We start from the raw sequence: 25,218 nt of genomic DNA on the forward strand, positions 1-25,218 counted from the left end.
GATCACTGCGATTGCGCCGCGAATTCCCAGGTGGTGCTCCCGGTTTGGGATTGGACCAGGTCCTGATCGGCCGTGATCCGGAAGCATAGGTTGACCGGTGCGCCAGGGTCAGTCCCGGCTCCTTGGGTCAACGCAAAGGTGACGCTGCCCGGCGTCGTACCCAATGATTGGCCGGCCGGAACCAACGTGGCTGTCACCGCTTGGCCGCAGCCGAACGCCGTCGACTGCGTCAAGGCGTAGGTGAGGCCCACGAGGCCGCCTGTGGAGGTTTCCGTGGACACGGTAACTGTGGCGTCGCTGGTTGTGGTGCTGTCCAGCCGGACTGCGAAGGGTGCCGTGACAACGTCGCCAGGAGCCATGTTGGCAGTGTTCGCGGTGAAGCCGAGCGTCGCGGGCGCGGTCACCGGGTTCTCGCCGAAATCGGATCCGTCCGTGCTGCCCTCAAGGTTGAAAGCGCCCGCGTTGAAGGTGCCTTGGGCAAATTCGGAGTCATTCCAGGCTGCCAAGGTGATGGCCGCGCCCACTCCGAGGACCAGTCCACCGGCCAGGATCGCCCTGATTTTCGGCGCTTTACGGAGGCGCTGGCTGGCTTCGGCTGTGGTTGTTTCCTGTGCGAACATGGTTCCCCCAAGATGATCAATGTCGGCGTCGACGGGTATCAACATGGCTGCCTCTTCGAACCCATGATCCACTTGCCTTGGAAACGCTCGGCGAGACCTGCACTTAAGGGTTAATCGATGCCATCGAGACGCCCGACACGTTTCCCGGGCAACACGCCGCGTCTCATTCGGGGGCGCGCCGGAGCAGCACCCGTTCACCCCCATAGTCCGGTAAGGTTAGTTAGCCCCCAACAGCACCCTTTGAGGTTCGGCAGCGGCATGCCCGCGGCCCCTTGGAACGGTGCGCTGTAACACCTAGGAGACCTAACCCCTGATGCAAGAACTGGCGACTGAATCACCCGAAGAAATCCTCTGGAACCGCCGCTACGAACCCCGCATCGCCGAGGTCAACGAGCTCTGCGACGCCATCAAGGAGCAGAAGCCAGGCAGCGAGGTCCTCTACATCGACCCCGCCCACAGCATGGATGACTGCCGCATCGTCAGCCTTTTCTCCAACCAGCGCACCACTTCCGGCGAGGGTTTCATCACCCCCGGCGACGAGGAAGCAGCCACCCGCATGCTCGGCATGCAGTGGCAGCTGGGTCTCCGTCCCGAGCTCATGATGCCGTGGAACGCGTACCCATGGATCGAGCCCAACGAGGAACCGGGCAAGCTCACGCCTGCCAACATCACCGAGGGACTCAAGCCGTTGCTGCGCCTCCTCCAGCTCCTGCCGCGCACCTCCGCGCTGGTGGCGCACGGCAACGAGGCCCACCGCCTCGCCGACCAGCTCATGAAGGCCGCTCCGGCCAGCATCGCCCGCCGTGGCTTCAAGACCTTCAAGGTCCGTTCCCTCGGTGGCCGTTCCTTCGCCGGCACCCCGGCACGCCAGCAGGAATACCTGGACGCCATCCACGGCGCCTACGCAGAGGCGATGGCCCGCACGGGTATCCCGCGCAAGGCCTAGTCACCCCTTTCGTTGTGGGGCCTGCTCTGCGCGTAAAACTCCCGGTTTAGCAAGCAGACCGGGCCTCACAACACACACACTTTCGTTGAGGGGCCTGCTCTGCGCGTAAAACTCCCGGTTTAGCAAGCAGACCGGGCCTCACAACACACACGACGGCGGCCCCCACCTTTTGGTGAGGGCCGCCGTCGTCGTTTTGCTGTGCTTTGGTCCGCTTAGCGGGCTTCGAGCGCTGCCTTGGCCTTCGGGTCCGAGTCGTTCAGGAACTTCTCGATCCGCTCGGGCTCTTCAGCTTCGCCTATGGCGGAGGCTGCACGGCCCAATGCGTAGAGAGCACGCAGGAAGCCCTGGTTGGGCTCGTGCTCCCACGGGATTGGTCCAACGCCGCGCCAGCCGTTGCGGCGCAGGGAGTCCAGGCCGCGGTGGTAGCCGACGCGGGCGTAGGCGTAAGACTCGATGGTCCGGCCTTCCGCCCAGGCTTCCTCGGCCAGGATCGCCCACAAAAGTGAGGACGTCGGGTTCTGGGCGACGAGGTCCAGTGCTTCCTTGCCGAGGGCCAGGTGCTGGTAAATCTCGTTTTCGGCAGGCAGGAGCGTGGGCTCCGGCCCCATCAGGTTCTTGCGGAATTCGTCGGACATTAGAAGGTCTTGCCGACGGATCCGAGCTGCTGGGCGGCTTCGACGATGCGTGCGGCCATGCCTGCTTCGGCCGTAGCACCCCACACGCGGGGGTCGTAGGTCTTCTTGTTGCCCATCTCGCCGTCGACCTTCAGGACGCCGTCGTAGTTGGAGAACATGTGTCCGGCCACCGGGCGCGTGAACGCGTACTGGGTGTCGGTATCGATGTTCATCTTGATCACACCATAGGAAACAGCGTCAGCGATTTCCTGCTCCGTCGAACCCGAACCGCCGTGGAAGACGAGGTCGAACGGGTTCTCCTTGCCGATCTTCGCACCCACCTCGGCCTGGATCTGCTTAAGCAGTTCCGGGCGAAGCTTCACGTTGCCCGGCTTGTACACGCCATGCACGTTACCGAACGTCAACGCCGTCAGGTAACGGCCGTTCTCCCCGGCGCCCAGGGCCTCGATCGTGGCCAGGGCGTCCTCGGTGGTGGTGTAAAGCTTCTCGTTGATCTCGTTCTCCACACCGTCTTCCTCGCCACCAACGGTGCCGATTTCAACCTCGAGGATGATCTTCGCAGCAGCAGCACGCTGCAAAAGTTCCCGGCCGATGCGCAGGTTCTCTTCCAGGGTCTCGTGCGAACCGTCCCACATGTGCGAGTTGAAGATCGGGTCCTTGCCGGCCTTCACCGCTTCCTCGGACGCGGCCAGCAACGGCAGGACAAAGTCCGCCAGCTTATCCTGCGGGCAGTGGTCCGTGTGCAGGGCAATGTTGACGTTGTAGTTCTTCGCAACTTCACGGGCGAACGCGGCGAAACCCAGCGAACCGGCCACCATGTCCTTGACCGAAGCACCGGACCAGTACGCTGCACCACCGGTGGAAACCTGGATGATGCCATCGGATTCGGCCTCAGCGAAACCGCGGATCGCAGCGTTCAGAGTCTGCGACGACGTCACATTCACCGCAGGGAAAGCGAAACCGCCAGCCTTCGCACGGTCAATCATCTCGGAGTAAATCTCTGGGGTTGCAATGGGCATGGTGACTCCTATGCTGAATTCGTCTGTGGGCGGGTAGCCCTGGAGTAGACCGCTTACGGCTAGCACCATCCTAGCGATATCCGCCGGGACGCCGTGTTTCCGGTCACTGGGGCTCTTAACACTTCCGCCGAGTTGGTCAGGACACGGGCTGCTGGAACACGTGCCGGCGGACCCAGGCGTGCATCGCGATCGCCGCGGCCGACGCTGCGTTCATGGAACGTGTGGACCCGAACTGCTCAATGGACAGCGTTGCGACGGCGGCGTCGTGCACCTCGGGTGTGAGGCCGGGGCCTTCCTGTCCGAACACCAGGACACACTTCTTTGGGAGGTCGTAGGTTTCCAGCGGCACGGAATCCGGGAAGATGTCGATGCCGATCACCGCCAGCCCCTCCCCCTCAGCCCACTGGACAAAATCCTCAACGGTGGGGTGGTGGCGGACGTGCTGGTAGCGATCGGTGACCATGGCCCCGCGGCGGTTCCACCGCCGTCGTCCGATGATGTGGACCTCTTTGGCGAGGAACGCGTTGGCGGTCCGCACCACGGTGCCGATGTTGAGGTCGTGCTGCCAGTTCTCAATGGCGATGTGGAATTCGTGGCGCTTGGAATCGAGGTCGGCCACGATTGCCTCGTGCTTCCAGTAGCGGTACTGGTCCACCACGTTGCGGCGGTCGCCGTCCCTCAAAAGGTCCGGGTCCCAGTGCTCACCTTCGGGCAGCTCACCTTCCCAAGGCCCGACGCCGACCTCGGGTTTCGCTTCTGCCTCGCCATCATGCGTCGTCCCGGTGGGGTCCTCGGCAGGGGTGGGCAGGGCAGTGTTGGGGGGAAGGTCAGTCACCCCTCAACTTTAGCCCTGCCCGCGTTGGTGCCTGGCCGGACCTAGCCCATCTTCCACTTGTTGATGCGGTACGAGTTGGCCAGCTGCTCGAACAGTCCCGGGTGGGCATCCCAGTATTCCTTGTGTCCGCTGACACCCAGCATCTGCGGGGTGCCCCACGGCGTCACCGAAAACAAGTTCACTGCCTGGATCGCTTCGCCGCGTGCGTTGTTGCAAGTGAAACCCACCACGACGGCCGCCCCACGGCGGAACTCGCGCGCCTCCGGCATGCTGGTCTTGAAGTCTGACGCGCACTTGTGGCCCACCAGGTTCTGCGGCAACTCCGTAGCGGTCATGTTCTTGTAGCGGGCTTCGATGTCCTTGATTGCCTTCTTGACGTCCTCAGGGTTCTTCCCGAACTTGCCTTCCTCCGACTCCGCAAAGAACGCGTAGGCGAGCGCGATTCCGTCGGCATCGGTCTCTACCGTGCCTTGGGCCCGCTTTTGGATCTCTTCACCTGTGGTGGGGTCCTTGGTGATGCCGAAGGATTCGTCGTGCGTCCATTCGGCCAGATACTGGAAGGAGGATTCGCCAGTGATCCACTTACTGAACAGCGGATCGCCGTCGGCCGGGACGTTCGAAGGTCCGGCGAGCTGTTCCCACACTGCGGGCAGCGGGATGGCACCGGCAGGCATGTCGGTAGACGCCGACGCGTCACCGGACGGCTCAGCTTCCGCGGACGGCTCGGCCGCCGCTTCCGAGGCCTCGTCGGATGAGGTTACCGAGGGCGCCGGAGTGTTCTCCGCGACCGGCTTGGTCATCGATGGAATGAGCCACGTGAAGGCAACCACCAAGGCGATGATAACGACGACGGCGACCCCGCCCAGGATGAGGAACAGGGACTTCTTGTTGTGGTCGCCAGGGCCTTGGTGGGGTCCGCCGGGGTTGCCCGGCTGCCCCGGGTATCCGGGCTGCGCGGGGTACTGCTGGGTGGGGTTGTCCGGCTGTGCGGGGTACTGCTGGGTGGGGAAAGCCTGGGTAGGTGGCTGCTGCGACTGGCCCGGCTGCTGTTCTTCCGGCTGGTAGATCGGCTGGGTTTGCCCCGGCTGGTACTGGCGGTAGGGCTCCTGGCCCGATCCGTAGCGCGGCTGCGGGACGCCGTTGGGGTTGTAGGGAGGCTGGGGTGCCCCGTTGTCGTTGCTCATGGCTGGCCCTTTCAGATGCTGTGGGACACCGGCTGTGTACTGGGAACCGATGGACAATGCGGTAAAAGGGGACCTGCTGTAGCGCTGGCGGCATCCTGGATCCGCCGTGTCGATCCCCCGACCCACGGTGGCAGCACGCCTGCGCCGCACCCAAGCGTAGTTCAGTCGTGGGCGCGCGGCACAAGTCAAGGCCCTTTTCCACATGGGTAGAACTATCCACATACGCGGCAACCCGGGATGTCTGTCTGCCGGATTGATGGAAGACTGGGACGCAGTGCAGGAACAACCCCAGCCGGAGGCAAATATGGCAGAAGAATCCACGCCCCACACGTCCACGTCGGTTTACCGGAACGGTCATGAGATCGAATGCTGGCTCACGGACATGGATGGTGTCCTGGTCCATGAGAACCAGGCGATTCCCGGCGCAGCTGAACTCATCCAGCGCTGGGTCGATACCTCCAAGCGGTTCCTGGTCCTGACCAACAACTCCATCTTCACCCCGCGCGACCTCGCAGCCCGCCTCCGGGCATCGGGGCTTGAAGTACCGGAGGAAAACATCTGGACATCGGCCTTGGCCACAGCCCAGTTCCTCAAGGACCAGGTCCAGTCGTCCGACTCAGGCAATCGCGCGTACACCATCGGCGAGGCCGGCCTTACTACCGCGCTTCATGAGGCCGGGTTCATCCTCACCGATACCGATCCCGATTTCGTGGTCCTCGGCGAGACCCGCACCTACTCCTTCGAAGCGATCACCATGGCTGTTCGCCACATCCTGGCCGGTGCCCGCTTCATTGCGACCAACCCGGACGCTACGGGCCCCTCCAAGGACGGCCCCATGCCGGCAACGGGTGCCATCGCAGCGATGATCACCAAAGCCACCGGGCGTGAACCGTACATTGTGGGCAAGCCCAACCCCATGATGTTCCGCTCGGCGATGAACCAGATCGACGCACACTCTGAGACAACTGCAATGATTGGTGACCGCATGGACACGGACATAGTTGCGGGCATGGAGGCCGGCCTTCACACGGTCCTGGTGCTTAGCGGCATCACGCAGCGGGAAGAAATAGTGTCCTTCCCGTTCCGGCCCAACCAAATCCTGAACTCCGTGGCCGATCTCAAGAGCCAAATCTAAGTAAGGACAACAACAATGGCTGTGCTCAACCTGCGTCCTTTGGCCGGAGGCCGGATACTCAGGGGGAGCCAGCCGTTCGGGCTGGATGCCGCAGCGACGTCCGGTTTTCTGGCGGAGCACGGCATCCAAGCCATCGTGGACCTGCGCAGTGAGCTTGAGCGTTCCTTGGTTCCATGGCTGGTGGGTGATGCCGGAACTGCTTCGGGCAATATCACGTCGCCGGACGTGGCCGGGCCCGACGACGGCGGTGGGATTGCCGCCGTCGTCCCGCCCGACGTCGAGCTCATCAACAATCCACTGGACCCCAATGCCGTGGCCGGATCGCTGCAGGCTGTTGAAACGGCGGAGGACCTTGGGGAGTTGTATCTGGGCTGGGTCCGGTCGCGGCCGGAGTGGGTAGCGGACGCCCTGCGGCCGGTAGCCCGCGGCAAGCGCACCCTGGTGCATTGCTCGTTGGGTAAGGACAGGACAGGAGTGGTGGCGGCCATTGGGCTCCTCGCGACGGGCGGCACCGAGGACCAGGTGGTGGCGGACTACACGGCAACCACCGCCAACCTTCCCGGGGTCCTGGAAATCATGGCCGAAACCTGGCGTCTGAGCGTGCCCTCGACACCCTCCAGTTATTTCAGCCCGGACCTCATGATCCTGCAGAGCCCGGAAGCCGCGATACGGCATTTCCTCGCGGGCTTCACGCACGAGTACGGAGATGTCCACCGTTTCCTGGAACAGGCGGGCCTCACCAAGGTCGAGGTTCAGGCGCTCAGGAACGACCGCTAAAGGCTAAGCGGGCCTGACGACTTTGCCATTCGGTTCCTTGTAGGACGGTATCTCGGGTTCCGGAGGCAGCGGATCGAGTTCGTTCTGGACTTTTTCCAGCAACGGCCGGTAAAGCCCACCGTTCCATTGCGGGCTGGCGTGCGCAGGCCGTGCGCCCTCGGTGCTGAGCGTGGGCAGTGCCATGTTGGCTCCGAACACTTTGCTCCAGCCAGCACGCGCCGTCTCGTAGTTCACGGTGCCGTCGTCGGAGTTGCCCAGGAAAGCCATCCGGGTTCCCCCGATCTTGCCTGCGAACCGCAGCCCGTCAAAGTGGTAAATATAGGCGGACTCCGTCTGGATGAGAACGCTGGACGGCGCGATCGGCGACAACTGTTCCATGGTTTGGTCCAGGATCTGCCGCCAGGTCCGTTCGTCCTTGTGGGCCACGCGTTCCCCCAGTTCGTAGCCACCCCGCAGGACTGACGGAATGCGGAAACCATTCTCGTAAAGGAACACCACACCGTCGAACCAACTCTGGTCCAGCACGTCGGCACGGCTGAACGGGCTCGAGTCAAGAACGATCAGTTGGGTTTCCACACCGTGGAGCTCCAGCAGCCGGGCAGCAACCTGGGTGGCGAGCATACCGCCAAAACTGTGGCCATAGAAGTACAGCTTCTCCAGACCGAGTTCGCGGACATGGAGGATGAGTTCGCGAACGATCTCGTCCACGTCCAGTCCAAGGTTTGAGTACCCGATCGCCGCGAGCCGGCCGCGCTGGTGCAGTGCCGGGCGGAGCGAGTTGAGGATCCATTGGGCCTCTTCCCAGCTGGTCTTGTACCCAGGGAAGAGAATCCAGCTGGCCTTGGGAAAATACAGGTCCGAGTAGGAATCGGGGACGCGAAGGATCTTGGTGGCGCGGCGCTCAGCCTGCACACGGCGGGTGAAGAGCATGTCCCCGGCGAGCGCGGCGGACACCCCGGCCGTCACAAGGAAGTTTCGCCGGGACGTCTTCTTGAGCCTGGCAGCGTAAGGCAGGATCCGGGCCCAGGAGCCCGGATCCTCAACTTTCTCCGGCTGCGGAGCCACCGGCGTCGGGAGGTCTTCGTTCACCTCCGGCGGCGCCGGGAGCTTCCCTACTTGAACGTCCACGCAGCAAGCATAGGCTTCGCGGGGCCGCCTTGCAGCCCTGTGGATTGTGGACAGCCAATACCCTTAAGATGCCCCTACAAAGGCATCGGCCGCACCACCACTCTTTAGTCGAGGCCCAGCTCGTCCTTACCGAAAGCGAAGAGGTACGGAACGCCTGTTTCGGCCTCGATTTTCTCCTTGGCACCGGTGTTGCGGTCCACAATCACCGCGACGGCCACGACGTTGCCGCCTGCTTTGCGGACACCTTCGACGGCGGTCAGCGCGGACCCGCCCGTGGTGGACGTGTCTTCGAGGACAACAACGTTGCGTCCCTCCACCGAGGGGCCTTCCACCTGTCGACCCATGCCGTAGGACTTCTGTGCCTTGCGGACAACGAAGGCGTCCACTGCGCGGCCGGCGTCTGCGGCGGCATGCATGACGGCGGTACCGACGGGGTCGGCGCCCATGGTGAGCCCGCCAGCGCACTCAACTGAAACGCCGGCGTCGTCGATCATTGCCAACATGACCTGTCCCACCAGCTTGGAGGCTTCGTGGTGGAGGGTGATGCGGCGCAGGTCGATGTAGTAGTCGGCTTCCTTTCCGCTGGAAAGGATCACTTTGCCGCGGACAACCGCCAGCTCTTTGATGAGTTCAAGAAGGCGGGCACGGGCAGCGGCAGTGTCAGGCGTGGAAGTCATGGCTCCTAGTTTAGTGGGGACGGAGCGGGGCCGCCGCCGGGGCCCGGCTCCGTGTCTGGGGCGGGGGCAGCCGTGGTGGAACGGACTACCAGCCGGGGGCTGACAATTTGCGCTTCGCTACCGCTTTGGCCGCCGAGCTGTTCCAGCACAGCTTCCATGCATCGCCTGCCGAGTTCTTCGAAGTCCTGCTTGACGGTGGTGAGGGGTGGTATGAAGTACTCCGCCTCGGGCTGGTCGTCGTAGCCCACCACACTGATATCGCCGGGGACCTGGAGTCCGGCTTCCTGGACTGCGCGGAGGACACCCACCGCCATTTGGTCGTTGGCGACGAACACGGCAGTAACGGTGCGGTGTTCCACCAGGGCCAAGCCTGCGCGGTAGCCCGAGGCAGCGTCCCATCCGCCTCGGAGAAGCACAGCGGCGTCGAGGCCCGCACTCTCAAGGGCTTCCTGCCATCCTTTGATGCGCTCGGCGGCGTCGATCCAGTGGGGCGGTCCGGAGATGTGCGCAATACGCCGATGCCCCAGCCCGATCAGATGCTCGACGGCGAGGCGGGCACCCATTCGCTGATCCAGGGAAGCACCAGCCAACTCGGTTCCCGCGCCGGAACCTGCCGCGACGATCGGGACGGGCACGGAAACGTCGCGCATGACGGCGAGGACGTCGGGGTGCGGGACCAGGATGACTATGCCGTCCACCGCTTGGTTGCGGAAGTGTGCGATTGCGTCGTTGATGCTCTCGCTGGTCACTTCGCGGAGGTTGGCGATGCTGACGAAGTAGCCCGCTTCCCTGCCGGCCTGCTCGACTCCGAGGAGGGTGTTCGCTGGCCCGAACTGGCCCGTTTCGCAGGCCAGAACTCCGATGGTCCGGGACCGTCGGGTCACCAGGCTGCGTGCGGCGGTGTTGCGGCGGTAGCCAAGGTGCTCGATGGCGGTTTCCACGCGCTCCTTGGTTTTGCTGCTGACGTTCGGGTGGTTGTTCAGGACCCGGGAGACGGTTTGGTGCGAGACGCCGGCCATCCTGGCAACGTCGCCCATCACGGGAGGTCGGCCGTGCGATGCATGTGAAGACATCCGCACCTCGCTTCTGCGTTGAAGGGGCAGGAACGGCCCACGTTGCGTTCGGTAGTCACGGAACGCAACGCGGGCCACGTGGATGCTGCGCCTATTTGGCGTCGACACCGACCGGTTCGGCCTTGGCCGCCGGCGCGGCTTCGGTGGCCGGCGGTGTGGTCTTCCACTTGAAGCGACGGGCCATGCCGGAGCCTCCCCCGGCCCCGGTCCGGTTCTTGTTGAAGATGTCGAAGCCGACGGCGAGCAGGAGCACCAGGCCCTTGATGAGCTGCTGGTAATCCGTGCCAAGGCCCAGGATGGACATGCCGTTGTTGAGGACGCCCATGATCAGGCCACCGATCATGGCACCGGCCACCGTACCAATACCGCCCTGGACAGCTGCGCCACCGATGAAGGCAGCGGCGATGGAGTCGAGCTCGAAGCCGGTGCCGCCTGCTGGCTGGGCAGAGTTCAAACGTGCTGTGAAGACCAGGCCTGCCAGTGCTGCCAGGACGCCCATGTTGACGAACAGGCGGAAGGTGACCTTCTTGGTTTTGATGCCGGAGAGTTCAGCAGCGTGCAGGTTGCCGCCGATTGCGTACGTGTGCCGGCCGAAGATGCTGTTGTTCATCAGCGCCGAGTAGAGGATCACCAGGACGGCCAGGACAATCAGGACAATCGGGGTTCCACGGTAGCTGGCCAGCAGGAAGGTGATGATGAGCATCAGTACCGCGATGAACCCGTTCTTGACGGCGAACCAGGCCATCGGCTCATTCTCCAGGTTGAACTTGCGGCGTACGCGACGTTCCTTCAAGGCCTGGAACAGGATGGCTGCGGTGCCGCCGACACCCAGGATGACCGTCAGCCATTCAAGGACGGACGTGCCGCCGGAAATGTCCGGGAGGAAGCCACCGCCCAGGGCGCGCAGTTCGCTGGGGAACGGGGTGATCTGCTGGTTTTTCAGGGTGATCAGGGTCAGGCCGCGGAAGATCAGCATGCCTGCCAGCGTGACGATGAAGGCCGGGATGCCCACATAGGCGATCCAGTAACCCTGCCATGCTCCCACCAGTGCACCTACGAGGAGGCAAGCGGGGATGGCAAGCCACCACGCCCAGCCCCATTGCACGATCATCACGCCGGCAACGGCACCGATGAAGCCTGCAATGGAACCAACGGAAAGGTCGATGTGGCCTGCGATGATCACCATGACCATGCCGATGGCAAGGATCAGGATGTAGCTGTTCTGTACTACCAGGTTGGTGACGTTCTGCGGTTCCAGAAGGATGCCGTTGGTCAGGACCTGGAAGAGGATGACGATGAGGATCAGGGCGACGAAGATGCCAACCTGGCGGAGGCGGCTTGTAAGGAAGCCAAGGGATTCTCGTAGGGCGGACATGTTCGCTATTCCTTCTCTTTGGTCATGTAGTGCATGAGGGTTTCCTGGGTGGCTTCGGCGATGGGGACCTCGCCGGTGATGTGGCCGGCCGACAGCGTGTAGATCCTGTCGCAGATGCCCAGGAGCTCCGGAAGCTCAGATGAGATCACGATGACGGCTTTCCCAGCCGCAGCGAGCTGGGCGATGATCGTGTAGATCTCGAACTTGGCGCCCACGTCGATGCCGCGGGTGGGTTCGTCCAGGATCAGGACGTCCGGGTCCGAGAACATCCATTTGCTCAGCACCACCTTCTGCTGGTTGCCACCCGAGAGCTTGCCCGTGATGGCCGCAACGGAAGGTGCTTTGATGTTCATGCTCTTCCGGTACTGGTTGGCAACCGTGGTCTCCTTGTTGCCGTCCACCCAACCTCGTTTGGCCAGCTTGCCCAGCGACGCCATGGAGATGTTCCGCTTGATGTCCTCGATCAGGTTCAAGCCGTAGTGCTTCCGGTCCTCGGTAGCGTAGGCGATCCCGTTATCGATGGCGTCGGACACCGTGGAAGTGTTGATTTCCTTGCCGTACTTGTAGACCTTGCCTGAAACGGCGCGGCCATAGGTTCGGCCGAAGACGCTCATGGCCAGCTCGGTCCGGCCTGCTCCCATGAGTCCTGCCAAGCCAACAACCTCGCCCTTGCGGACATTGAGGTTGGCGTTGTTGACCACCATGCGGGAGTGGTCTTGAGGGTGCTGGACGGTCCAGTCTTCAATGCGGAGGACTTCCTCACCGATGGTGGGGGTCCGGTCCGGGTACAGGCTTTCAAGGTCACGGCCCACCATGCCGCGGATGATGCGTTCCTGGGTGATCTGGCCCTGGTCGAGCCGCAGCGTTTCGATCGACTTGCCGTCGCGGATGATGGTGACGGCGTCCGCCACTTTGCGGATCTCGTTAAGTTTGTGGCTGATGATGATACTGGTGACGCCTTGGCCCTTGAGGTGCAGGATCAGGTCCAGCAGGTGGTCCGAGTCTTCGTCATTCAGGGCCGCCGTGGGCTCGTCAAGGATAAGGAGCTTCACCTCTTTGGAGAGCGCCTTGGCAATTTCAACCAGCTGCTGCTTGCCGACACTGATGTGTTGGATGGGGGTGACCGGGTTTTCACTGAGGCCCACCCGGGCCAGGAGCTTTGCGGCTTCCAGGTTCGTTTTCCGCCAGTCCACCCAGCCGTTGTTGGCCAGCTCGTTGCCGAGGTAGATGTTCTCTGCGATGGACAGGTACGGGCTCAAAGCCAGCTCTTGGTGGATGATCACGATGCCGCGCTTCTCGCTGTCCGTGATGCTGGAGAATTCGCAGGGTTCGTTCTCGAAGAGGATGTCGCCGTCGAAAGTGTTGTGGGCGTAGACGCCGGACAGGACTTTCATGAGGGTGGACTTCCCGGCGCCGTTCTCACCGCAGATGGCGTGGACTTCACCTCTGTTGACGTCCAGGGTGACGTCCTGAAGGGCTTTCACCCCGGGGAAGGTCTTGGTGATTCCTCGCATTTGAAGAATGGGTACGTTCATCGTCAATTCCCGCTGACTTGTTGAAACTTGGCCGGGCCGAGGACTCGACAGGCTCTAGAGGAGGCGTGGCTCCGCCGTGCTGCTGGACGGCGGAGCCACGCAGGGTGCTACTTGACGTCGGATTCCTTGTAATAGCCCGAGTCGATGAGTTCCTTCTGGAAGTTGTCCTTGGTGATGATGACGGACTTCAGGAGGAAGGCCGGGACAACCTTGACCTTGTTGTTGTAGGTCTTGGTGTCGTTGGTTTCCGGCTCGGTTCCCTTGAGGACCGCGTCAACCATCTTCACGGCCTGCGCGCCGAGCTGGCGGGTGTCCTTGAAGATCGTGGAGTACTGCTCACCGGCGATGATGGACTTCACAGAGCCCTTCTCGGCGTCCTGGCCCGTCACTACCGGCAGGCTTCCGGTGGAGTAACCGCCGGTGCTGGTCAGTGCGGAGATGATGCCGATGGACAGACCGTCATAAGGGGACAGAACACCGTTGAGCTTGGTGCCTGAGCTGTAGGCGGAGGTGAGGATGTCTTCCATGCGCTTCTGGGCTACGGGTGCCTGCCAGCGAAGGATGGCTGCCTGTTCGAACTTGGTCTGGCCACTGGGAACCTTCAGCGTGCCTGCGTCCATGTAGGGCTTGAGAGTGTCCATGGCGCCGGTCCAGAAGAAGTTGGCGTTGTTGTCGTCAGGGCTGCCGGCGAAGAGCTCAACGTTGAACGGGCCCTTGCCGTCTACTTTCTTGCCGCTTGCGTCAAGAAGACCCAGGCCGGTCAGCAGGGAGGTAGCCTGCTGGACGCCAACGGTGTAGTTGTCGAAGGTGGTGTAGTAGTCGACGTTGGGCGTTCCGTTGATGAGGCGGTCATAAGCGATGACCTTGACGTTCTGCTCTTTGGCCTTGGCCAGGACATCGGTCAGGGTGGTGCCATCGATCGCGGCGATGATGAGGGCCTTGGCACCCTTCGTCAGCATGTTCTCGATCTGGGAAACCTGGGTGGGAATGTCATCGTTGGCGAACTGAAGGTCGGTCTTGTAACCGAGGTCCTTCAAGGACTTCTCAACGTTGGCACCGTCAGCGATCCAGCGCTCGGACGTCTGCGTCGGCATCGAAATGCCCACCAGCGAATCGGCGGGTTTCGCGGTGCTGCTGGATTCGGCACTGCCTCCACGGCTGCCGCAGCCCGTGGCTCCCACGGTCAAGGTGAGGACAACCGCTACGGCGCCCAGGAGTTTCTTCAATCTCACGTTGCTCTCCTTCCGCGGCAGCATTGCCGCGAACTCTGATGCAGCCGGAGCATCTGCGCGTCCGGCACGGTAACGCTTTGGTGGGCCTGTGGGCTTGGGGGCGGCACATGCCACTTCAAGGTGGTGCGACTGCCATTGTGAACGCTAACAATACCGTCGGTCAAGTGCTGTAGATCACGAAATGGTTGCAAGCTACTGCTGGGTACCCAACCCTTGACTTGAAACGTTGTTAGCGTTCACAATTAGCGTCCGATTCTTCGCGGAACGCCAAAAACCCGGCACCCCCTTGTGGGCGGTACCGGGTTCAGGCGTTCCTCCGTGATGGCACGAGGAACTCTCCCCTGCTGGGAACAGGGAATCAGAGGCGGGTGTCGAACGAATCGCAGAAGACGTTCTGGTTGAACTTATCCGTGGTGGACGACGGTTAACGATGGCTGACGAGATCGTTGTGTTTCCGGGGATTTTGGTGTTGGCAACGGACTGCTAAAGACGGTCTTCTACTGCTCTCTTGCGGACTTTTTGCGGACTGGCTGCCAGACTGGCGCCATGTCTGAATGCTGCCCGTGCCACGGAACTAAGCTCGCGTACACCTATCAGGAGGCTTCCAACTCGGTGGCGTCTCCGTCCGAACCCTTCAGAGGCTCGTTGAACGCGGGGATATTGCCGTCAAGTACATCGGCAGCAAACCAGTAATCCGAGCCGCCGAGTTGGGCGCCTGGCTCGAATCGCTCCCGTCCGACGTCAGCCCCTGAACGGTCGCGTTTGAAATGCGACCGTTCAAGCGAAGGGATCCTTCTCAGCCTCATCCACGGTCCACCACTCGCCCTTCTTGGCTTGCCGATGAGCGACCCATTCCAGGAGCTTTTCGATGTCGGACTCAGAGAGCATGATGCGGTTCTGGCTGAGCCGCGTATGGATCCCTGACTCACGGCAGTAGCGGCGCAGCTCTGTTGGCTTCATCCCGAGCTCGGGGGCAACGTCCTCGGGCTTACGGTAGAGGGGCTTACCGACGACTTCAGCAGTACTGACGTCGTTGGTAACGGTGTCACGACCAGTGACGTCCTTCTCATCGTCTTTGCTCACTGGGCGGTGACCAGCCTTAGGCTCGGCCGGCAGGTCATCTAGCCATTGCGCCAGGTCTTCCACCCGGATGACTCCCTTGGAGTTCGCGTAACGGGCCATGAGTTTGCCAGCGGCCACTTCATACTTCAGCGTGCGGACGCTGTACCCGCAAGCCTCGGCCGCTTCCTCGAAAGTAAGGGCCAGTTTTGGAATCGTCATGCCATCGATCCTAGGTACTCGCTGGCTGAGTAGGATCTGTCGCATGGATGAGCCCCGAATGTTTACGGCTGCGGAGCTGGCAGGCCGTCTAAGCGTCTCCACTGCCACCGTTCGCGCTATGTGCAATTCCGGCAAGTGGCCACATACAAGGATTGGACGGCTATACCGCTTCAGTGAAGAGCATTACCAAGCCATCATTGCAACACCACAACCGCCCGAACCTTGGACGAAAGAACGTCAGAAGGAGGTGGCGATGGCGCTTCGGCGACTGAGTGACCGGTCATGAGACAAGTCATCCATCTTCTTTTTGCTTTTTGCCTTTGCCGCCCTTTGGTTCGTCTGGTGGGGCTTTGAAGAGGGAGTTGGCTACGATTGCAACCAAGCCTATGACTTCCACAACAACGGAGGTGAGGAAGGTGACCATTACGGTATCGCTGACCTCGAAGTTTCTGCCCTCAAGAAACCTGAAGAAGATGTAGTCCACTATGAGGAGCTGCAACACAAGAATGCCCAGGAACGCGATTCCGTAATTCTTCCGGAGTCCTATGGTCGTGTTGCGTTCTTCAGAAGCAGAGTTTGTTTCGGCAATCAAACGGTCTAGCTTTGCCCGTTCCTTTGCGTGTTTTACATCTTCGGCATTTCTAACCGGCACAAGGTCTTTACGGGTTTTTTTCCCGCGCTTCTTACCTTCGGGTGGGAGCTCCGACGGCAGCGGAAAATTCTGGCCCTCGGCGAATTCTTCTACTTCAATTTCAGGCTGAGACTCACCCTCTGAAGGTGGCGGCGTATGTGCTTCACCACCCTCCGAGGGCATGTCATTAGCGCTCAGTTTTGAGGCCTTATACCGAGATTGCGCAGTCTCCACTCCATGGCGGTTGGTGACACCTTGAATCTGCGCGCCAAAGCTTCGAGGGATAGGCCCTCATTTATAAGCTTGACCAAGAATTCCTTTGGCATGAGAAGTGCCGCGGCAAACCTATTGGAGTAGATCTCTTGCGCATCGAGGCCGGCTGCCGCCAAGCCATCACGGTCACACCGAGTCAAGTCGGCTCCGCGATTCTTGTGGTCGACAAAGTGCCCAAGCTCATGAGCGCAGGTGAACCGGATACGGTTCATCGAGTGGTCCCGGTTAAGGATTATGGCTGGTCGGCCGTTCGGACCCACCGGCTCAAGGTAACCGTCCTGCTTAGGCGGCATCTCCGCAGTGAAAACATCGATACCCATGGCGGACGCGATTGAGATGGGGTCGATAGGAAGGTCTAGATCACCGCTGCTGTCAGCCCAGTACTTCCGGTGAGTTTCATATGCGTCCTTGGCTGGCGTGCTCATGCCTACCCCCTCCCTATCCGTTTACGTTTATGAAACGAGCATACAGGTGTCCATATTCCTTCAGGACCGGACATGCCTGGCTGTCGAGACAATGCTTCATCTCTGTGGTCCTGGCTAGCCGACAAACAGGGCAATCATTGTGGCACTGAAGCCCAAAGCGGCGCCTCCGATGCCGAAGGCTGTCCCGCGGTGGGCTTGCCACGCGTTGTCCGGAGTCTCAACCACGAAGAAACCCTCTTCCTTCGGATGTTTCGTCAGTCTTGGTTTGTTGCTCCAGATAATGCCCAGAACGGTAAGAATGGCCGCTACGACGGACAGCGCAACTATCACGATTATTTTCACGCCTTCATACTCGCACGGGGCTCTGACAACGACGAGGCGCTGAGCTTGAGGCATGTGCTGTCCACTGGGATGGACAGATGCCGGCACTACGTTACTCACCCGGGCCGGTCGAGGGGCCAAAATGGCGCACCCCTAAAGTGTCGGACTGGCCAGATAGTCTGAGCGCACCAGTGCCCGGACACTCGTCCAGGCGCGTTATTTCGGGGGCGATGCAATTGACCAAGCAGCTTGTTGACACGATCCATGAACACCTGATGGAAGCAAACCGCAACTGGCCTATGCATGCTTTCAGCCATGCAGAAGGTCAGGCCGTATACCTTGAGCGGAGACTGGCCCGCTGTGTCGGTGAAGCTGAAGTGGAGCACTGCGTTGCAACGGTGAAGGAAAACGCTGACGGCAGTATCGACTACGCGGCAGTGCTCGTTACCAAAGCCTGGGTGGTTACTGGCGAGCTGAAAGCGTCGGCAGAACGGGGAGAGCAGAGAATCCCGGACGGCGCCGTGCATGTGGTTCCGCGTTCTGCTATCAAGGGTCTGACCCTTCATAACGTGGAGTACTTTGGTCACGACGAAAATGAGCAGGGCAAGGACTACGTTGCCTTCACAGCGGCATTCGAGGGTATGTCGCCGGTCATTGTGGCCCCGCCGGGGCGGGGTGCCACCAACGATGGCCGCACGAGCCGGCTGTTTGATGCGTTCAAGGACGACCTTGGATAGTGCTCAAGCAAAAACAGGCACGGGCCGGGGCAGACTGAAAGAGTACGTAAAAACAACATCCTAGGAGGCAACAATGCCAAACATTCAGGAATCCTTCAGTGGCCCAAACCGTCAGGAACGTCGCTACACGATCAAGGCCACGGGTGAGACAGGTTCAGCACTGAGCAGCACCCACGGCGGGACAAACGTGGGACGGTACGCCACCATCGGAAAGGACCTAAACGTGACAGTGATCGATATCTGCCTGGATGAAACCGGTGAGATCCGGACTTACCGCCAAGAGTTCTTGGAAGAGGTCACCGAATGACCTCACCTGAGACCATCCCTGACCAATGCCCCAAATGCGGCGGTGAGGTGCGGCTCCGGCCGCAGATTGAGCCGGTTTTGGGGAGCCGGACCAAGGAATGGCGCTGTGCTAAGGCCTGCATGAGCTGGACTGCCCGCTAAGCGCAACGGCGGCGGCCCCTCAATCTCCAACTACTGGAGGTTCAGGGGCCGCCTTTCGTGGTTATCACACCAATTGAAACTCCGATGCTTCCCACACGGCCGGAACCCGCGCGATCTAGGGGTTTTGCGGCAATTGGTGTGAGGCTGAATTGGTGTGAATTCGTGAAATGGTGTGCAGGAAAAAATGCCCAGACCAGGCGGGAGGTGGGCAGGCTCGGGGGTTTCGGGGGGTACCCCCGGGGTTATTGGTGGCTAGACGGCAACCGGCACAGGCTCTCGTGTCCTGTGCCAGCTGCTGGGCTTGGTTACGGCTCTGTGGTCTTGCTGATCTTGACCAGTGCCTTGTGGTGCGGGAAGCCGAATCCGGCCCGCATGGTGGCCTTGACGGCTGTGCGGTCGGTCTCGAAGTAGCCGCTGGACTTGGTCACGTGAAGCTCCATGACCTGAGACACTTCTACGCCTCAGGTCTCATCGCCGCCGGCTGCGACGTCGTGACCGTCCAAAGAGCTTTGGGGCACGCAAAAGCAACCACAACCCTGGACACGTACTCACACCTCTGGCCCACGGCCGAGGACAAGACGCGGGCCGCTGCGGCAGGTCTATTGGAAGAAGCTCTCACGATTTCTGCGGACTCCCTGCGGACTGAAGACAAGAACTCCGCAGAGAGCCACGCGTGAAATCCCTAAATCTAGGGGGCAAATGCCCTAGAGGCGGGTGTCGAACGAATCGCAGAAGACGTTCTGGTTGAACGTACCTTGGAAACCGGACTTTCCCTGGATCTTCTGGATGGTTGCCCGGATGGCTTCGAGCGAATCCGCGTGCGCATGGATTGCGGTCTTGACCATGGGAACGTCGATCAGATGGTTCGGCTGGTTCAAGGAGACGAACACCGTGGGGACCTCGGTGGCGTACCAAGGAATTTCAGCAGCCATGGGCGAAGACCACTTGATGCGGATAGCCGCCTCCTGTGCAAAGCCCTTGACGTTGGCGAACACGAAAGCAGCGTCGAACCGCTCCGCGTAGTCGCCTGTGGCTTCCTCGGAGAGGACCCGCATGAAGTTCATGCCGGATTCCCCCGCTGCTTCGCGCTGCTCAGCGGTCTTGAATACGCTGACCTCAAAGCCTGCAGCTTCAAGCTCTTCCCGGACCGTGTCCAGATAGCCCAACGGATCGGCGCGGGTAAAGTCCGCGCCACCCGAGACGCCGTAGAGCCGGATACGCTTGTGGGTTTCGGGAGTGAGGGGCAGGTTGCGGGCCGTGTCCTTCACCAGGGTGACGGTCTTGTCAGCCACCTCGGCGGCGACTGCACGATGAGCTTCACTGCCGATGACGGAGAGGGCATCCGCGGAAGGAACCAACGATTCCCGGGAAGCGAGGTGCAGTCCCAGGCTCGCCTTCAGGCCGAGAATCCGCCGAAGTGCATCCTGGAGGCGGGACTCGGAGATCACGCCGGACTTGTAGCCGTCCAGCATGTACTGGAAGTCTTCCTCGGGGTTGCGGAAGAACAGGAACATGTCGCATCCGGCTGCGATGGTTGCAGGCACTAAATCGCGCCGCTTCATGGCCTGCGTGAGGCCGACCATGAGCGAAGCGTCCGTAAGTACCAGCCCGTTGAATCCAAGCTCGCCGCGCAGCAGATCCTGCAGCAGCTCCGGAGCCAGCGTCGCGGGCAGAACCTCAGCGTCAGGCAACCCGGGACGGAAGTGCCTGGACACCTCAGGCGCGCCGATGTGGCCCACCATGATGGACTGCACGCCGTGGCCAATCATTTCGCGGTAGACGTGCCCGTACGTTTTGTCCCACTCGTCGTAGGCGAGCGTGTTGTAGGACGTGACCACGTGCTGGTCGCGCTCATCGATGCCGTCGCCCGGGAAGTGCTTCATGGCGCAGGCAGTGGGTGATTCGCTGATGCCGTCGAAGTACTCCTTGGCCCGCTCCACAACGATCTCCGGAGTGTTGCCGAACGCCCGCGTTGAGATCACGGTGTTCCGCCAGTTGTAGTGGATATCCACGATCGGCGCGAAGGCCCAATTGCAACCTAGTGCAGCAGTTTCGACGCCGGCAACCTGGCCCATGCGGCGCGCGATCGACCTGTCTGGGTGGGACCCTGCTTGCAGGTGCGTGGACACGAAGGTGCCGTCGTCGCAGCTGCCCGCGCCACCCATTTCCGGGTTGGAGGCTATGAGCAGCGGGATGCGGGTCTTGGATTGCGCGTAGCGGATATGTTCCTGAACGGCTGAGGACGGACCTGGCCGGTACCGCATGCCGCCCACATGGAAGTTCTCCAGCACGCCGTCGAGGTACTCCGGGGAGTAATCGTTGTTGTGGTTGATGAACAGCTGGCCGATCTTCTCTTCCAGCGTCATGGAGCCGATGGTGCTCTCCACCCAGGCAACGGCGTCGTCGTCGAGGTTGAACGGCTCCGCTTTGAGGTCCACCAGGAACGGGCCGGAACCTTCCTTCAGCCAGGTGTTGATCTGATCCACCATGTCCTCCACGGGTTGGGCGATGTCCACAACAATCCCTGCTTCATCGGCCTGCAGCGGTTCCAAGGTTGCCAATTGGGAGCCCAGCAGAGATGCCGGCATGAAGTGCCCGGGTCGGGCGTTCATGCGCTGGTTCAGCAGGTCGCGCGTGCCTTGCAGGTATACGAACACCACCGACGGGTCAGCGCTGCGGATGATGTCCCGGTAAGAACGCTTGAGCGCGCTGCACGCGATGATCAAAGAAACGTCCGACGCCGGGAATCGCCTGCCGATTTCCGCCAGCCAAGGTGCGCGGTCGTCGTCGTTCAGCGGAGTACCCGAAGCCATCTTGTCGATGTTCGCCTGGGGGTGCAGGGAATCGCCGTCGAGAAATTCAGCACCGATCCGCTCGGCGAGGGCGGCACCGATGGTGCTCTTGCCACAGCCGGCTACTCCCATCACCACAATGTGGTGGCGAGCGCCGGAGCCCGGTTTACCAATCATGAACCGTACCGTCCACGAGGCGGTTGTACGGCAGGTAGGCCTGCTGGTAGGGAAAGGCTGCCGCGGCTTCCTCGTTGAATTCGACGCCGATGCCGGGGTTGTCTCCGGGGTGCAGATAGCCGTCCTTGAAGGTCATGGACTGCTGGAAGACCTCGTTGGTCTTGTCCGAGTGCTGCATGTATTCCTGGATGCCGTAGTTGTGGATGGCCAGGCCGACGTGCAACTGGGCAGCGAAGCCCACCGGGGAAATGTCGGTGGGTCCGTGGAACCCGGACTTGATTTGGTACTGCGCTGCGAAGTCCATGACCTTCTTCAGCGGCGAGATCCCGCCGAAGTGCGTTGACGCGGCACGGACATAGTCGATCAGCTGTTCCTTGATGAGGGTCTGGAAGTCCCACACGGTATTAAAGATCTCGCCGATGGCCAACGGAGTGGTGGTGTGCTGGCGGACCACGCGCAGGCCCTCCTGGTTTTCGGCCGGTGTGCAGTCCTCGAGCCAGAAGAGATCGTATGGTTCCAGGGCCTTGCCGAGCTTGGCCGCCTGGATGGGGGTCATGCGGTGGTGGCCATCGTGCAGGAGCGGGATTTCGGGGCCGAACTCGTTGCGCACGGCCTCGAAGACGGTGGGCAGGTGGCGCAGGTAGGCGCGCGTGTCCCAGTCCTCTTCGAGCGGGAAGTTGCCGCGGCCGGCGGGCTCGTAGTCGTACCGCTCCCCCGAAGCCTGGGCTTGGGCAGCCACTCCATACACAGCCTTGATACCCGGCACGGCCGTCTGGATGCGAATGGACTTGTAACCCAATTCCAGGTGCTCGCGGACGGAGTCGAACAGGGAGGGGATGTCGGAGCCCGAGGCATGGCCATAAGCCCGGAGCCCGTTCCGGGACGCCCCGCCCAGGAGCTGGTACACCGGCATCCCGGCCAACTTGCCCTTGATGTCCCACAACGCCATGTCGACGGCGGCAATGGCCGCCATGGTGACCGGGCCCCGGCGCCAGTAGGAGCTGCGGTACAGGAACTGCCAGGTGTCCTCGATCCGGTGCGGATCCTTGCCGATGAGCAGCTGGGCCACATGCTCCTTGAGGTAGGCCGCCACAGCGAGTTCACGGCCATTCAGGGTTGCATCGCCGATGCCGGTCACTCCGTCTTCCGTGGTGATGCGAAGGGTGACGAAGTTCCGGGACGGGCTGGTCACAAAGACGTCAGCGGCAGTGATTTTCATGGTTGGCATTCCTTCCAAGGGTCTACGCGTGGGTGCGGGCAGCGTCAATGGCGCTTTGCTGCCGGTGGATGTGGGAAAGCAGGGCAGTGTCTTCGGCCAGGCCCGGGTTGATGAGCGCCAACAGCGCAGCGGTGCGTTGTTCGCCGTCGTGCGTTTTCGCGGTTCTGATGTCCTCTGCAAGGGGGTCCTGGACGTCTTCGGTGGCGGACACATACGCGATCCAGGACGCGATCATGCGTGCAGCTCCGTCTCCGGAACGGCCCTGGGCGCGTTCGGCGGCCAGCACAGGCAAGGCACGCATGCGCAACTTGGTGCTCCCGTCCGTTGCGATCTGGGACAGATGGTGGGCTATCCGCGAGTTACCGAACCTTTCCAGCAAGGCCTGCCGGTACCCCGGAACGTCCAGGGCTTTACCGGACAGGTGGCGGGAAGCCTCATCCCAAAATGCCTCCACTGCGGCCCTGCACACCTCATCGGCCAGGGCTTCGGCAACAGTCGTGTGGCCCCGGACGAGTCCGGCGTACGCAAGGATGGAGTGCGCTCCGTTAAGGAGCCAAAGTTTACGGTTCTCGTAGGGCTCCAGATCGTCCACGAAAACAGCGCCGGCGTCTTCCCAGCGGGGACGCCCGCCCGGGAAATCTCCGCTCAGGACCCAGTTACGGAAAGGCTCCGCCACCACGGCGGCCTCATCCCGGTACCCGCATTGTTCGGCCACTTCCACAAGGTCCGCAGGCGTGGTCCGCGGCGTGATCCGGTCCACGGAAGTGCCGACGAAGCTCACATTGACACGGATCCATTGACCAAGGGCCGGATCAGCGGCTTCCGCAATGGCCTGCACTGCCTTCCGGGCTACCGTGCCGTTCCCCGAAAGGTTGTCGCAACTGACCACGGCGATCGGACCGGCGTCGGCATCCTTGCGGGCCGCGAGCGCTGCGACCAGGCGCGCCAGCGGGGTCTCGTCTCCGGCCGCAGCGTATGCGGCTTCGGTGATGGTCAGGGTGACCACCACGGTGGCAGGAGCTGCTATCAGCTCGGCCAACCGCTTGACGTCTGCGCCGTCCACGGCTTCGACAATGCTGCCGATGACCTCGAAGGAATCGGCTGCACCCGATCGCTCCACCAGCGTGAACACGCCGTCCTGCTCAGCCAGAATATCTGCAGCCCTTGGCCTGCGCCCCGTGAATGCGGCGATGCCCCATTCGGAGGCATCCCCGGCATGGTGGGTGTACCACGCCTGGTGCGAGCGGTGAAACGCCCCCAGGCCAAGATGCACCATGCGCACTGGGGGCGCAGCCTGCCCGGGAAACGCGATGGCCCGGCTGAGGCGCGCCGGCAGCTGCCCGGCACTCATAGTTTGAAGACCCGTCGCGGGGAAGAATCGACGACGTCGACAATCAGCTCATGCGCACGGTCCTCGCTGATGCGGTGCTCGGCAACGAGCCGCGCCAGGAACGAGGCCTCGATCCTGCGCGAGGCGTCATGCCGTGCCGGAATTGAGCAGAACGCCCGGGTGTCATCGATGAACCCGGACGAGCGGGAGAAGCCACTGGTTTCCGTGACAGCCGAGCGGAACCGGAGCATGGCATCGGGGGCATCCAGGAACCACCACGGGGCACCGATGTAGACCGAGGGGTAGAAACCGGCGAGTGGTGCGAGTTCGCGGGAGAAGACGGTTTCGTCCAGGGTGAACAGCACCAGGTGGAAGTTGTCGGCAGTACCGAAGTCCTGGAGGAGGGGCCGGACAGCCTCGGTGTAGTTGATGGCAACGGGAATGTCGTGGCCGGTGTCCGCTCCGAAAGCTTCAAAGGTGGGCTGATGGTGGTTGCGGAAGGAGCCCGGGTGGATGGTCATCACCAAGCCGTCTTCCACGGACATCCTGGCCATCTGGTACATCATGTGGGCTTCAAACGCGTCGCGGTCCTGGGCGCTTGCCTGTCCGGAAAGGGCCCGGGAGAACAGGGCCTCAGCGTCCACCTGGTCCAGTTTGAGGGTGGCCGGGGTGCGGACACCGTGGTCGGCGGACACCGCCCCGTGGTCCACGAAGTAGCGGCGGCGATTCTCCAGGGCGGTGAGGTACCCGTGGTAGCCCGTGCCGCCGTCGGACGCTTCCGCGATGAGCCGTTCCACGTTGCCCGTCCACGCCGGATGCGCAATGTTGATGTACGCGTCCGGGCGGAAGGTGGGCAGCACGCGGCCGTGGAACGACGGATCGGCGGCGAGCGCGCGGTGGCTGTCCAGGCTGTCCAGGGGATCGTCAGTGGTGGCAAGGACCTCGATGTTGAAGTCCTTGAAGAGCTCCCGGGGACGGAATCCGGGCTCCGCGAGCTTGGTCGAAATGGCGTCGAAACTGGCGTCTGCGGTCTCTCCGGTCAGTTCACCCTGCCACCCGAACACCGACTCGAACTGAGTCCGTAGCCAGTACCCGGAAGCGGTGCCATCGAACAACGGCCAGGCCTCGCAGAAAGACCGCCAGATGTTGCGCGCCCCCGCTTGTGGCTGGAGTTTGTCGAGCGGAACTCCTGAAGCGTGGATCAGCCGGGTGACGTAGTGGTCCGGTGTGACCAGCAACGCCGCAGGATCCGGGAAGGGCGTGTTCTGTTCGATCACTGCCGCATCCACGTGGCCGTGCGGAGAAATGATGGGCAGGTCCTGGACCCGCTCCAACAAGGCACGCGCGATGCTGCGCGTCCCCGGATCCGCCGGGAGCAGGCGGTCGGGGTGGGTGGCGAGTGACTGGGACATGG

Annotated in this window: 27 protein-coding genes and 1 pseudogene; 8 read left to right on the forward strand and 20 right to left on the reverse strand. The window is 62.1% G+C overall.

Going from position 1 to position 25,218, the window contains the following annotated elements; translation table 11 throughout:
* Positions 1–2: 2 nt before the first annotated feature.
* Positions 3–665, reverse strand: coding sequence for a SipW-dependent-type signal peptide-containing protein (locus ACNQOP_RS04380; protein ID WP_416403454.1), 663 nt, complete (start codon positions 663–665; stop codon positions 3–5).
* Between the two features lie 268 nt (positions 666–933).
* On the opposite strand from ACNQOP_RS04380, the gene ACNQOP_RS04385 reads away from it, so the two are divergent.
* Complete coding sequence (locus tag ACNQOP_RS04385) at positions 934–1,566, forward strand: uracil-DNA glycosylase (protein WP_284985231.1); 633 nt, start codon at positions 934–936, stop codon at positions 1,564–1,566.
* 212 nt (positions 1,567–1,778) lie between these two features.
* Here ACNQOP_RS04385 and ACNQOP_RS04390 read toward each other — a convergent pair whose 3' ends face one another.
* The 4 genes from ACNQOP_RS04390 to ACNQOP_RS04405 form a co-directional block, all read right to left on the reverse strand.
* Positions 1,779–2,201: a DUF3151 domain-containing protein gene (locus ACNQOP_RS04390; protein WP_039239501.1), complete on the reverse strand. Its 423-nt coding sequence runs from the start codon at positions 2,199–2,201 to the stop codon at positions 1,779–1,781.
* Entirely contained in the window at positions 2,201–3,220 is a 1,020-nt protein-coding gene (fbaA, locus tag ACNQOP_RS04395) for a class II fructose-bisphosphate aldolase (protein WP_416403455.1), read from the reverse strand. Before fbaA ends, ACNQOP_RS04390 begins: the two co-directional genes overlap by 1 nt.
* Before the next feature lie 136 nt (positions 3,221–3,356).
* Positions 3,357–4,055 carry a TrmH family RNA methyltransferase gene (locus tag ACNQOP_RS04400; RefSeq protein ID WP_416403456.1) on the reverse strand — a complete coding sequence of 233 codons (699 nt, stop codon included), beginning with the start codon at positions 4,053–4,055 and terminating at the stop codon, positions 3,357–3,359.
* A 41-nt stretch (positions 4,056–4,096) separates the two neighbouring features.
* Positions 4,097–5,239, reverse strand: coding sequence for a hypothetical protein (locus ACNQOP_RS04405; protein WP_416403457.1), 1,143 nt, complete (start codon positions 5,237–5,239; stop codon positions 4,097–4,099).
* A 304-nt stretch (positions 5,240–5,543) separates the two neighbouring features.
* Here ACNQOP_RS04405 and ACNQOP_RS04410 point away from each other — a divergent pair, with 304 nt between their 5' ends.
* Entirely contained in the window at positions 5,544–6,374 is an 831-nt protein-coding gene (locus ACNQOP_RS04410; protein WP_090826227.1) for an HAD-IIA family hydrolase, read from the forward strand.
* 15 nt (positions 6,375–6,389) lie between these two features.
* A complete protein-coding gene (locus ACNQOP_RS04415; RefSeq protein ID WP_416403458.1) occupies positions 6,390–7,151 on the forward strand; it encodes a tyrosine-protein phosphatase in 762 nt (253 codons plus the stop codon).
* A gap of 3 nt (positions 7,152–7,154) precedes the next feature.
* Here ACNQOP_RS04415 and ACNQOP_RS04420 read toward each other — a convergent pair whose 3' ends face one another.
* The 6 genes from ACNQOP_RS04420 to chvE all read right to left on the reverse strand — a co-directional run bounded on the left by ACNQOP_RS04420 (position 7,155) and on the right by chvE (position 14,171).
* Positions 7,155–8,279 (reverse strand): thioesterase domain-containing protein, encoded by a 1,125-nt coding sequence (locus ACNQOP_RS04420; protein WP_416403459.1) that lies wholly within the window; start codon positions 8,277–8,279, stop codon positions 7,155–7,157.
* A 104-nt stretch (positions 8,280–8,383) separates the two neighbouring features.
* Positions 8,384–8,956: an orotate phosphoribosyltransferase gene (gene pyrE, locus ACNQOP_RS04425; protein WP_159735654.1), complete on the reverse strand. Its 573-nt coding sequence runs from the start codon at positions 8,954–8,956 to the stop codon at positions 8,384–8,386.
* A gap of 5 nt (positions 8,957–8,961) precedes the next feature.
* Positions 8,962–9,993 carry a LacI family DNA-binding transcriptional regulator gene (locus ACNQOP_RS04430; RefSeq protein WP_284985522.1) on the reverse strand — a complete coding sequence of 344 codons (1,032 nt, stop codon included), beginning with the start codon at positions 9,991–9,993 and terminating at the stop codon, positions 8,962–8,964.
* A gap of 127 nt (positions 9,994–10,120) precedes the next feature.
* Positions 10,121–11,404 carry a multiple monosaccharide ABC transporter permease gene (mmsB, locus tag ACNQOP_RS04435; RefSeq protein WP_284985225.1) on the reverse strand — a complete coding sequence of 428 codons (1,284 nt, stop codon included), beginning with the start codon at positions 11,402–11,404 and terminating at the stop codon, positions 10,121–10,123.
* 5 nt (positions 11,405–11,409) lie between these two features.
* Positions 11,410–12,939 carry a multiple monosaccharide ABC transporter ATP-binding protein gene (gene mmsA, locus ACNQOP_RS04440; RefSeq protein WP_235521356.1) on the reverse strand — a complete coding sequence of 510 codons (1,530 nt, stop codon included), beginning with the start codon at positions 12,937–12,939 and terminating at the stop codon, positions 11,410–11,412.
* A gap of 107 nt (positions 12,940–13,046) precedes the next feature.
* Complete coding sequence (chvE, locus tag ACNQOP_RS04445; RefSeq protein WP_416403460.1) at positions 13,047–14,171, reverse strand: multiple monosaccharide ABC transporter substrate-binding protein; 1,125 nt, start codon at positions 14,169–14,171, stop codon at positions 13,047–13,049.
* 626 nt (positions 14,172–14,797) lie between these two features.
* Between chvE and ACNQOP_RS04450 the strand changes: the two are divergent.
* Positions 14,798–14,923, forward strand: a pseudogene (locus tag ACNQOP_RS04450) (hypothetical protein); the annotation flags it as partial.
* Between the two features lie 25 nt (positions 14,924–14,948).
* Here ACNQOP_RS04450 and ACNQOP_RS04455 read toward each other — a convergent pair.
* Entirely contained in the window at positions 14,949–15,452 is a 504-nt protein-coding gene (locus tag ACNQOP_RS04455) for a hypothetical protein (protein ID WP_416403461.1), read from the reverse strand.
* 58 nt (positions 15,453–15,510) lie between these two features.
* Between ACNQOP_RS04455 and ACNQOP_RS04460 the strand changes: the two genes are divergently transcribed.
* On the forward strand, positions 15,511–15,738 hold the full coding sequence (locus ACNQOP_RS04460) for a helix-turn-helix domain-containing protein (protein ID WP_416403610.1): 228 nt from the start codon (positions 15,511–15,513) through the stop codon (positions 15,736–15,738).
* Positions 15,739–15,744: 6 nt separating this feature from the next.
* On the opposite strand, the gene ACNQOP_RS04465 is transcribed toward ACNQOP_RS04460, so the two are convergent.
* From ACNQOP_RS04465 to ACNQOP_RS04475, 3 genes are all read right to left on the reverse strand, one after another.
* Entirely contained in the window at positions 15,745–16,266 is a 522-nt protein-coding gene (locus ACNQOP_RS04465) for a hypothetical protein (RefSeq protein ID WP_416403462.1), read from the reverse strand.
* 11 nt (positions 16,267–16,277) lie between these two features.
* Positions 16,278–16,781 carry an ImmA/IrrE family metallo-endopeptidase gene (locus ACNQOP_RS04470; protein WP_416403463.1) on the reverse strand — a complete coding sequence of 168 codons (504 nt, stop codon included), beginning with the start codon at positions 16,779–16,781 and terminating at the stop codon, positions 16,278–16,280.
* A gap of 114 nt (positions 16,782–16,895) precedes the next feature.
* Positions 16,896–17,123 carry a hypothetical protein gene (locus ACNQOP_RS04475; protein ID WP_416403464.1) on the reverse strand — a complete coding sequence of 76 codons (228 nt, stop codon included), beginning with the start codon at positions 17,121–17,123 and terminating at the stop codon, positions 16,896–16,898.
* A 215-nt stretch (positions 17,124–17,338) separates the two neighbouring features.
* Between ACNQOP_RS04475 and ACNQOP_RS04480 the strand changes: the two genes are divergently transcribed.
* Both ACNQOP_RS04480 and ACNQOP_RS04485 read left to right on the forward strand, forming a co-directional pair.
* Positions 17,339–17,839, forward strand: a complete 501-nt coding sequence (locus tag ACNQOP_RS04480; RefSeq protein ID WP_416403465.1) for a hypothetical protein — start codon at positions 17,339–17,341, stop codon at positions 17,837–17,839.
* Between the two features lie 73 nt (positions 17,840–17,912).
* A complete protein-coding gene (locus ACNQOP_RS04485; protein ID WP_416403466.1) occupies positions 17,913–18,146 on the forward strand; it encodes a hypothetical protein in 234 nt (77 codons plus the stop codon).
* Positions 18,147–18,591: 445 nt separating this feature from the next.
* Here ACNQOP_RS04485 and ACNQOP_RS04490 read toward each other — a convergent pair whose 3' ends face one another.
* Positions 18,592–18,714: a hypothetical protein gene (locus tag ACNQOP_RS04490; protein WP_416403467.1), complete on the reverse strand. Its 123-nt coding sequence runs from the start codon at positions 18,712–18,714 to the stop codon at positions 18,592–18,594.
* Here ACNQOP_RS04490 and ACNQOP_RS04495 point away from each other — a divergent pair, their 5' ends adjacent.
* Positions 18,715–18,963 (forward strand): tyrosine-type recombinase/integrase, encoded by a 249-nt coding sequence (locus ACNQOP_RS04495; RefSeq protein ID WP_416403468.1) that lies wholly within the window; start codon positions 18,715–18,717, stop codon positions 18,961–18,963.
* A gap of 27 nt (positions 18,964–18,990) precedes the next feature.
* Here ACNQOP_RS04495 and ACNQOP_RS04500 read toward each other — a convergent pair whose 3' ends face one another.
* Genes ACNQOP_RS04500 through uxaC form a run of 4 tightly spaced genes read right to left on the reverse strand, consistent with a single transcriptional unit; the run spans position 18,991 to position 25,216 of the window.
* Positions 18,991–21,255 carry a gluconokinase, GntK/IdnK-type gene (locus ACNQOP_RS04500; RefSeq protein WP_416403469.1) on the reverse strand — a complete coding sequence of 755 codons (2,265 nt, stop codon included), beginning with the start codon at positions 21,253–21,255 and terminating at the stop codon, positions 18,991–18,993.
* Positions 21,245–22,474: a D-mannonate dehydratase ManD gene (manD, locus tag ACNQOP_RS04505; RefSeq protein WP_416403470.1), complete on the reverse strand. Its 1,230-nt coding sequence runs from the start codon at positions 22,472–22,474 to the stop codon at positions 21,245–21,247. Before manD ends, ACNQOP_RS04500 begins: the two co-directional genes overlap by 11 nt.
* Positions 22,475–22,496: 22 nt before the next feature.
* Positions 22,497–23,825, reverse strand: a complete 1,329-nt coding sequence (locus ACNQOP_RS04510; RefSeq protein WP_416403471.1) for a mannitol dehydrogenase family protein — start codon at positions 23,823–23,825, stop codon at positions 22,497–22,499.
* Positions 23,822–25,216 carry a glucuronate isomerase gene (gene uxaC, locus ACNQOP_RS04515; protein WP_416403472.1) on the reverse strand — a complete coding sequence of 465 codons (1,395 nt, stop codon included), beginning with the start codon at positions 25,214–25,216 and terminating at the stop codon, positions 23,822–23,824. The genes ACNQOP_RS04510 and uxaC overlap by 4 nt, the downstream gene beginning before the upstream one ends.
* Between the last annotated feature and the right edge of the window lie 2 nt (positions 25,217–25,218).

Source organism: Arthrobacter sp. LFS091 (assembly GCF_047977885.1).
Classification (GTDB): Bacteria; Actinomycetota; Actinomycetes; order Actinomycetales; family Micrococcaceae; genus Arthrobacter.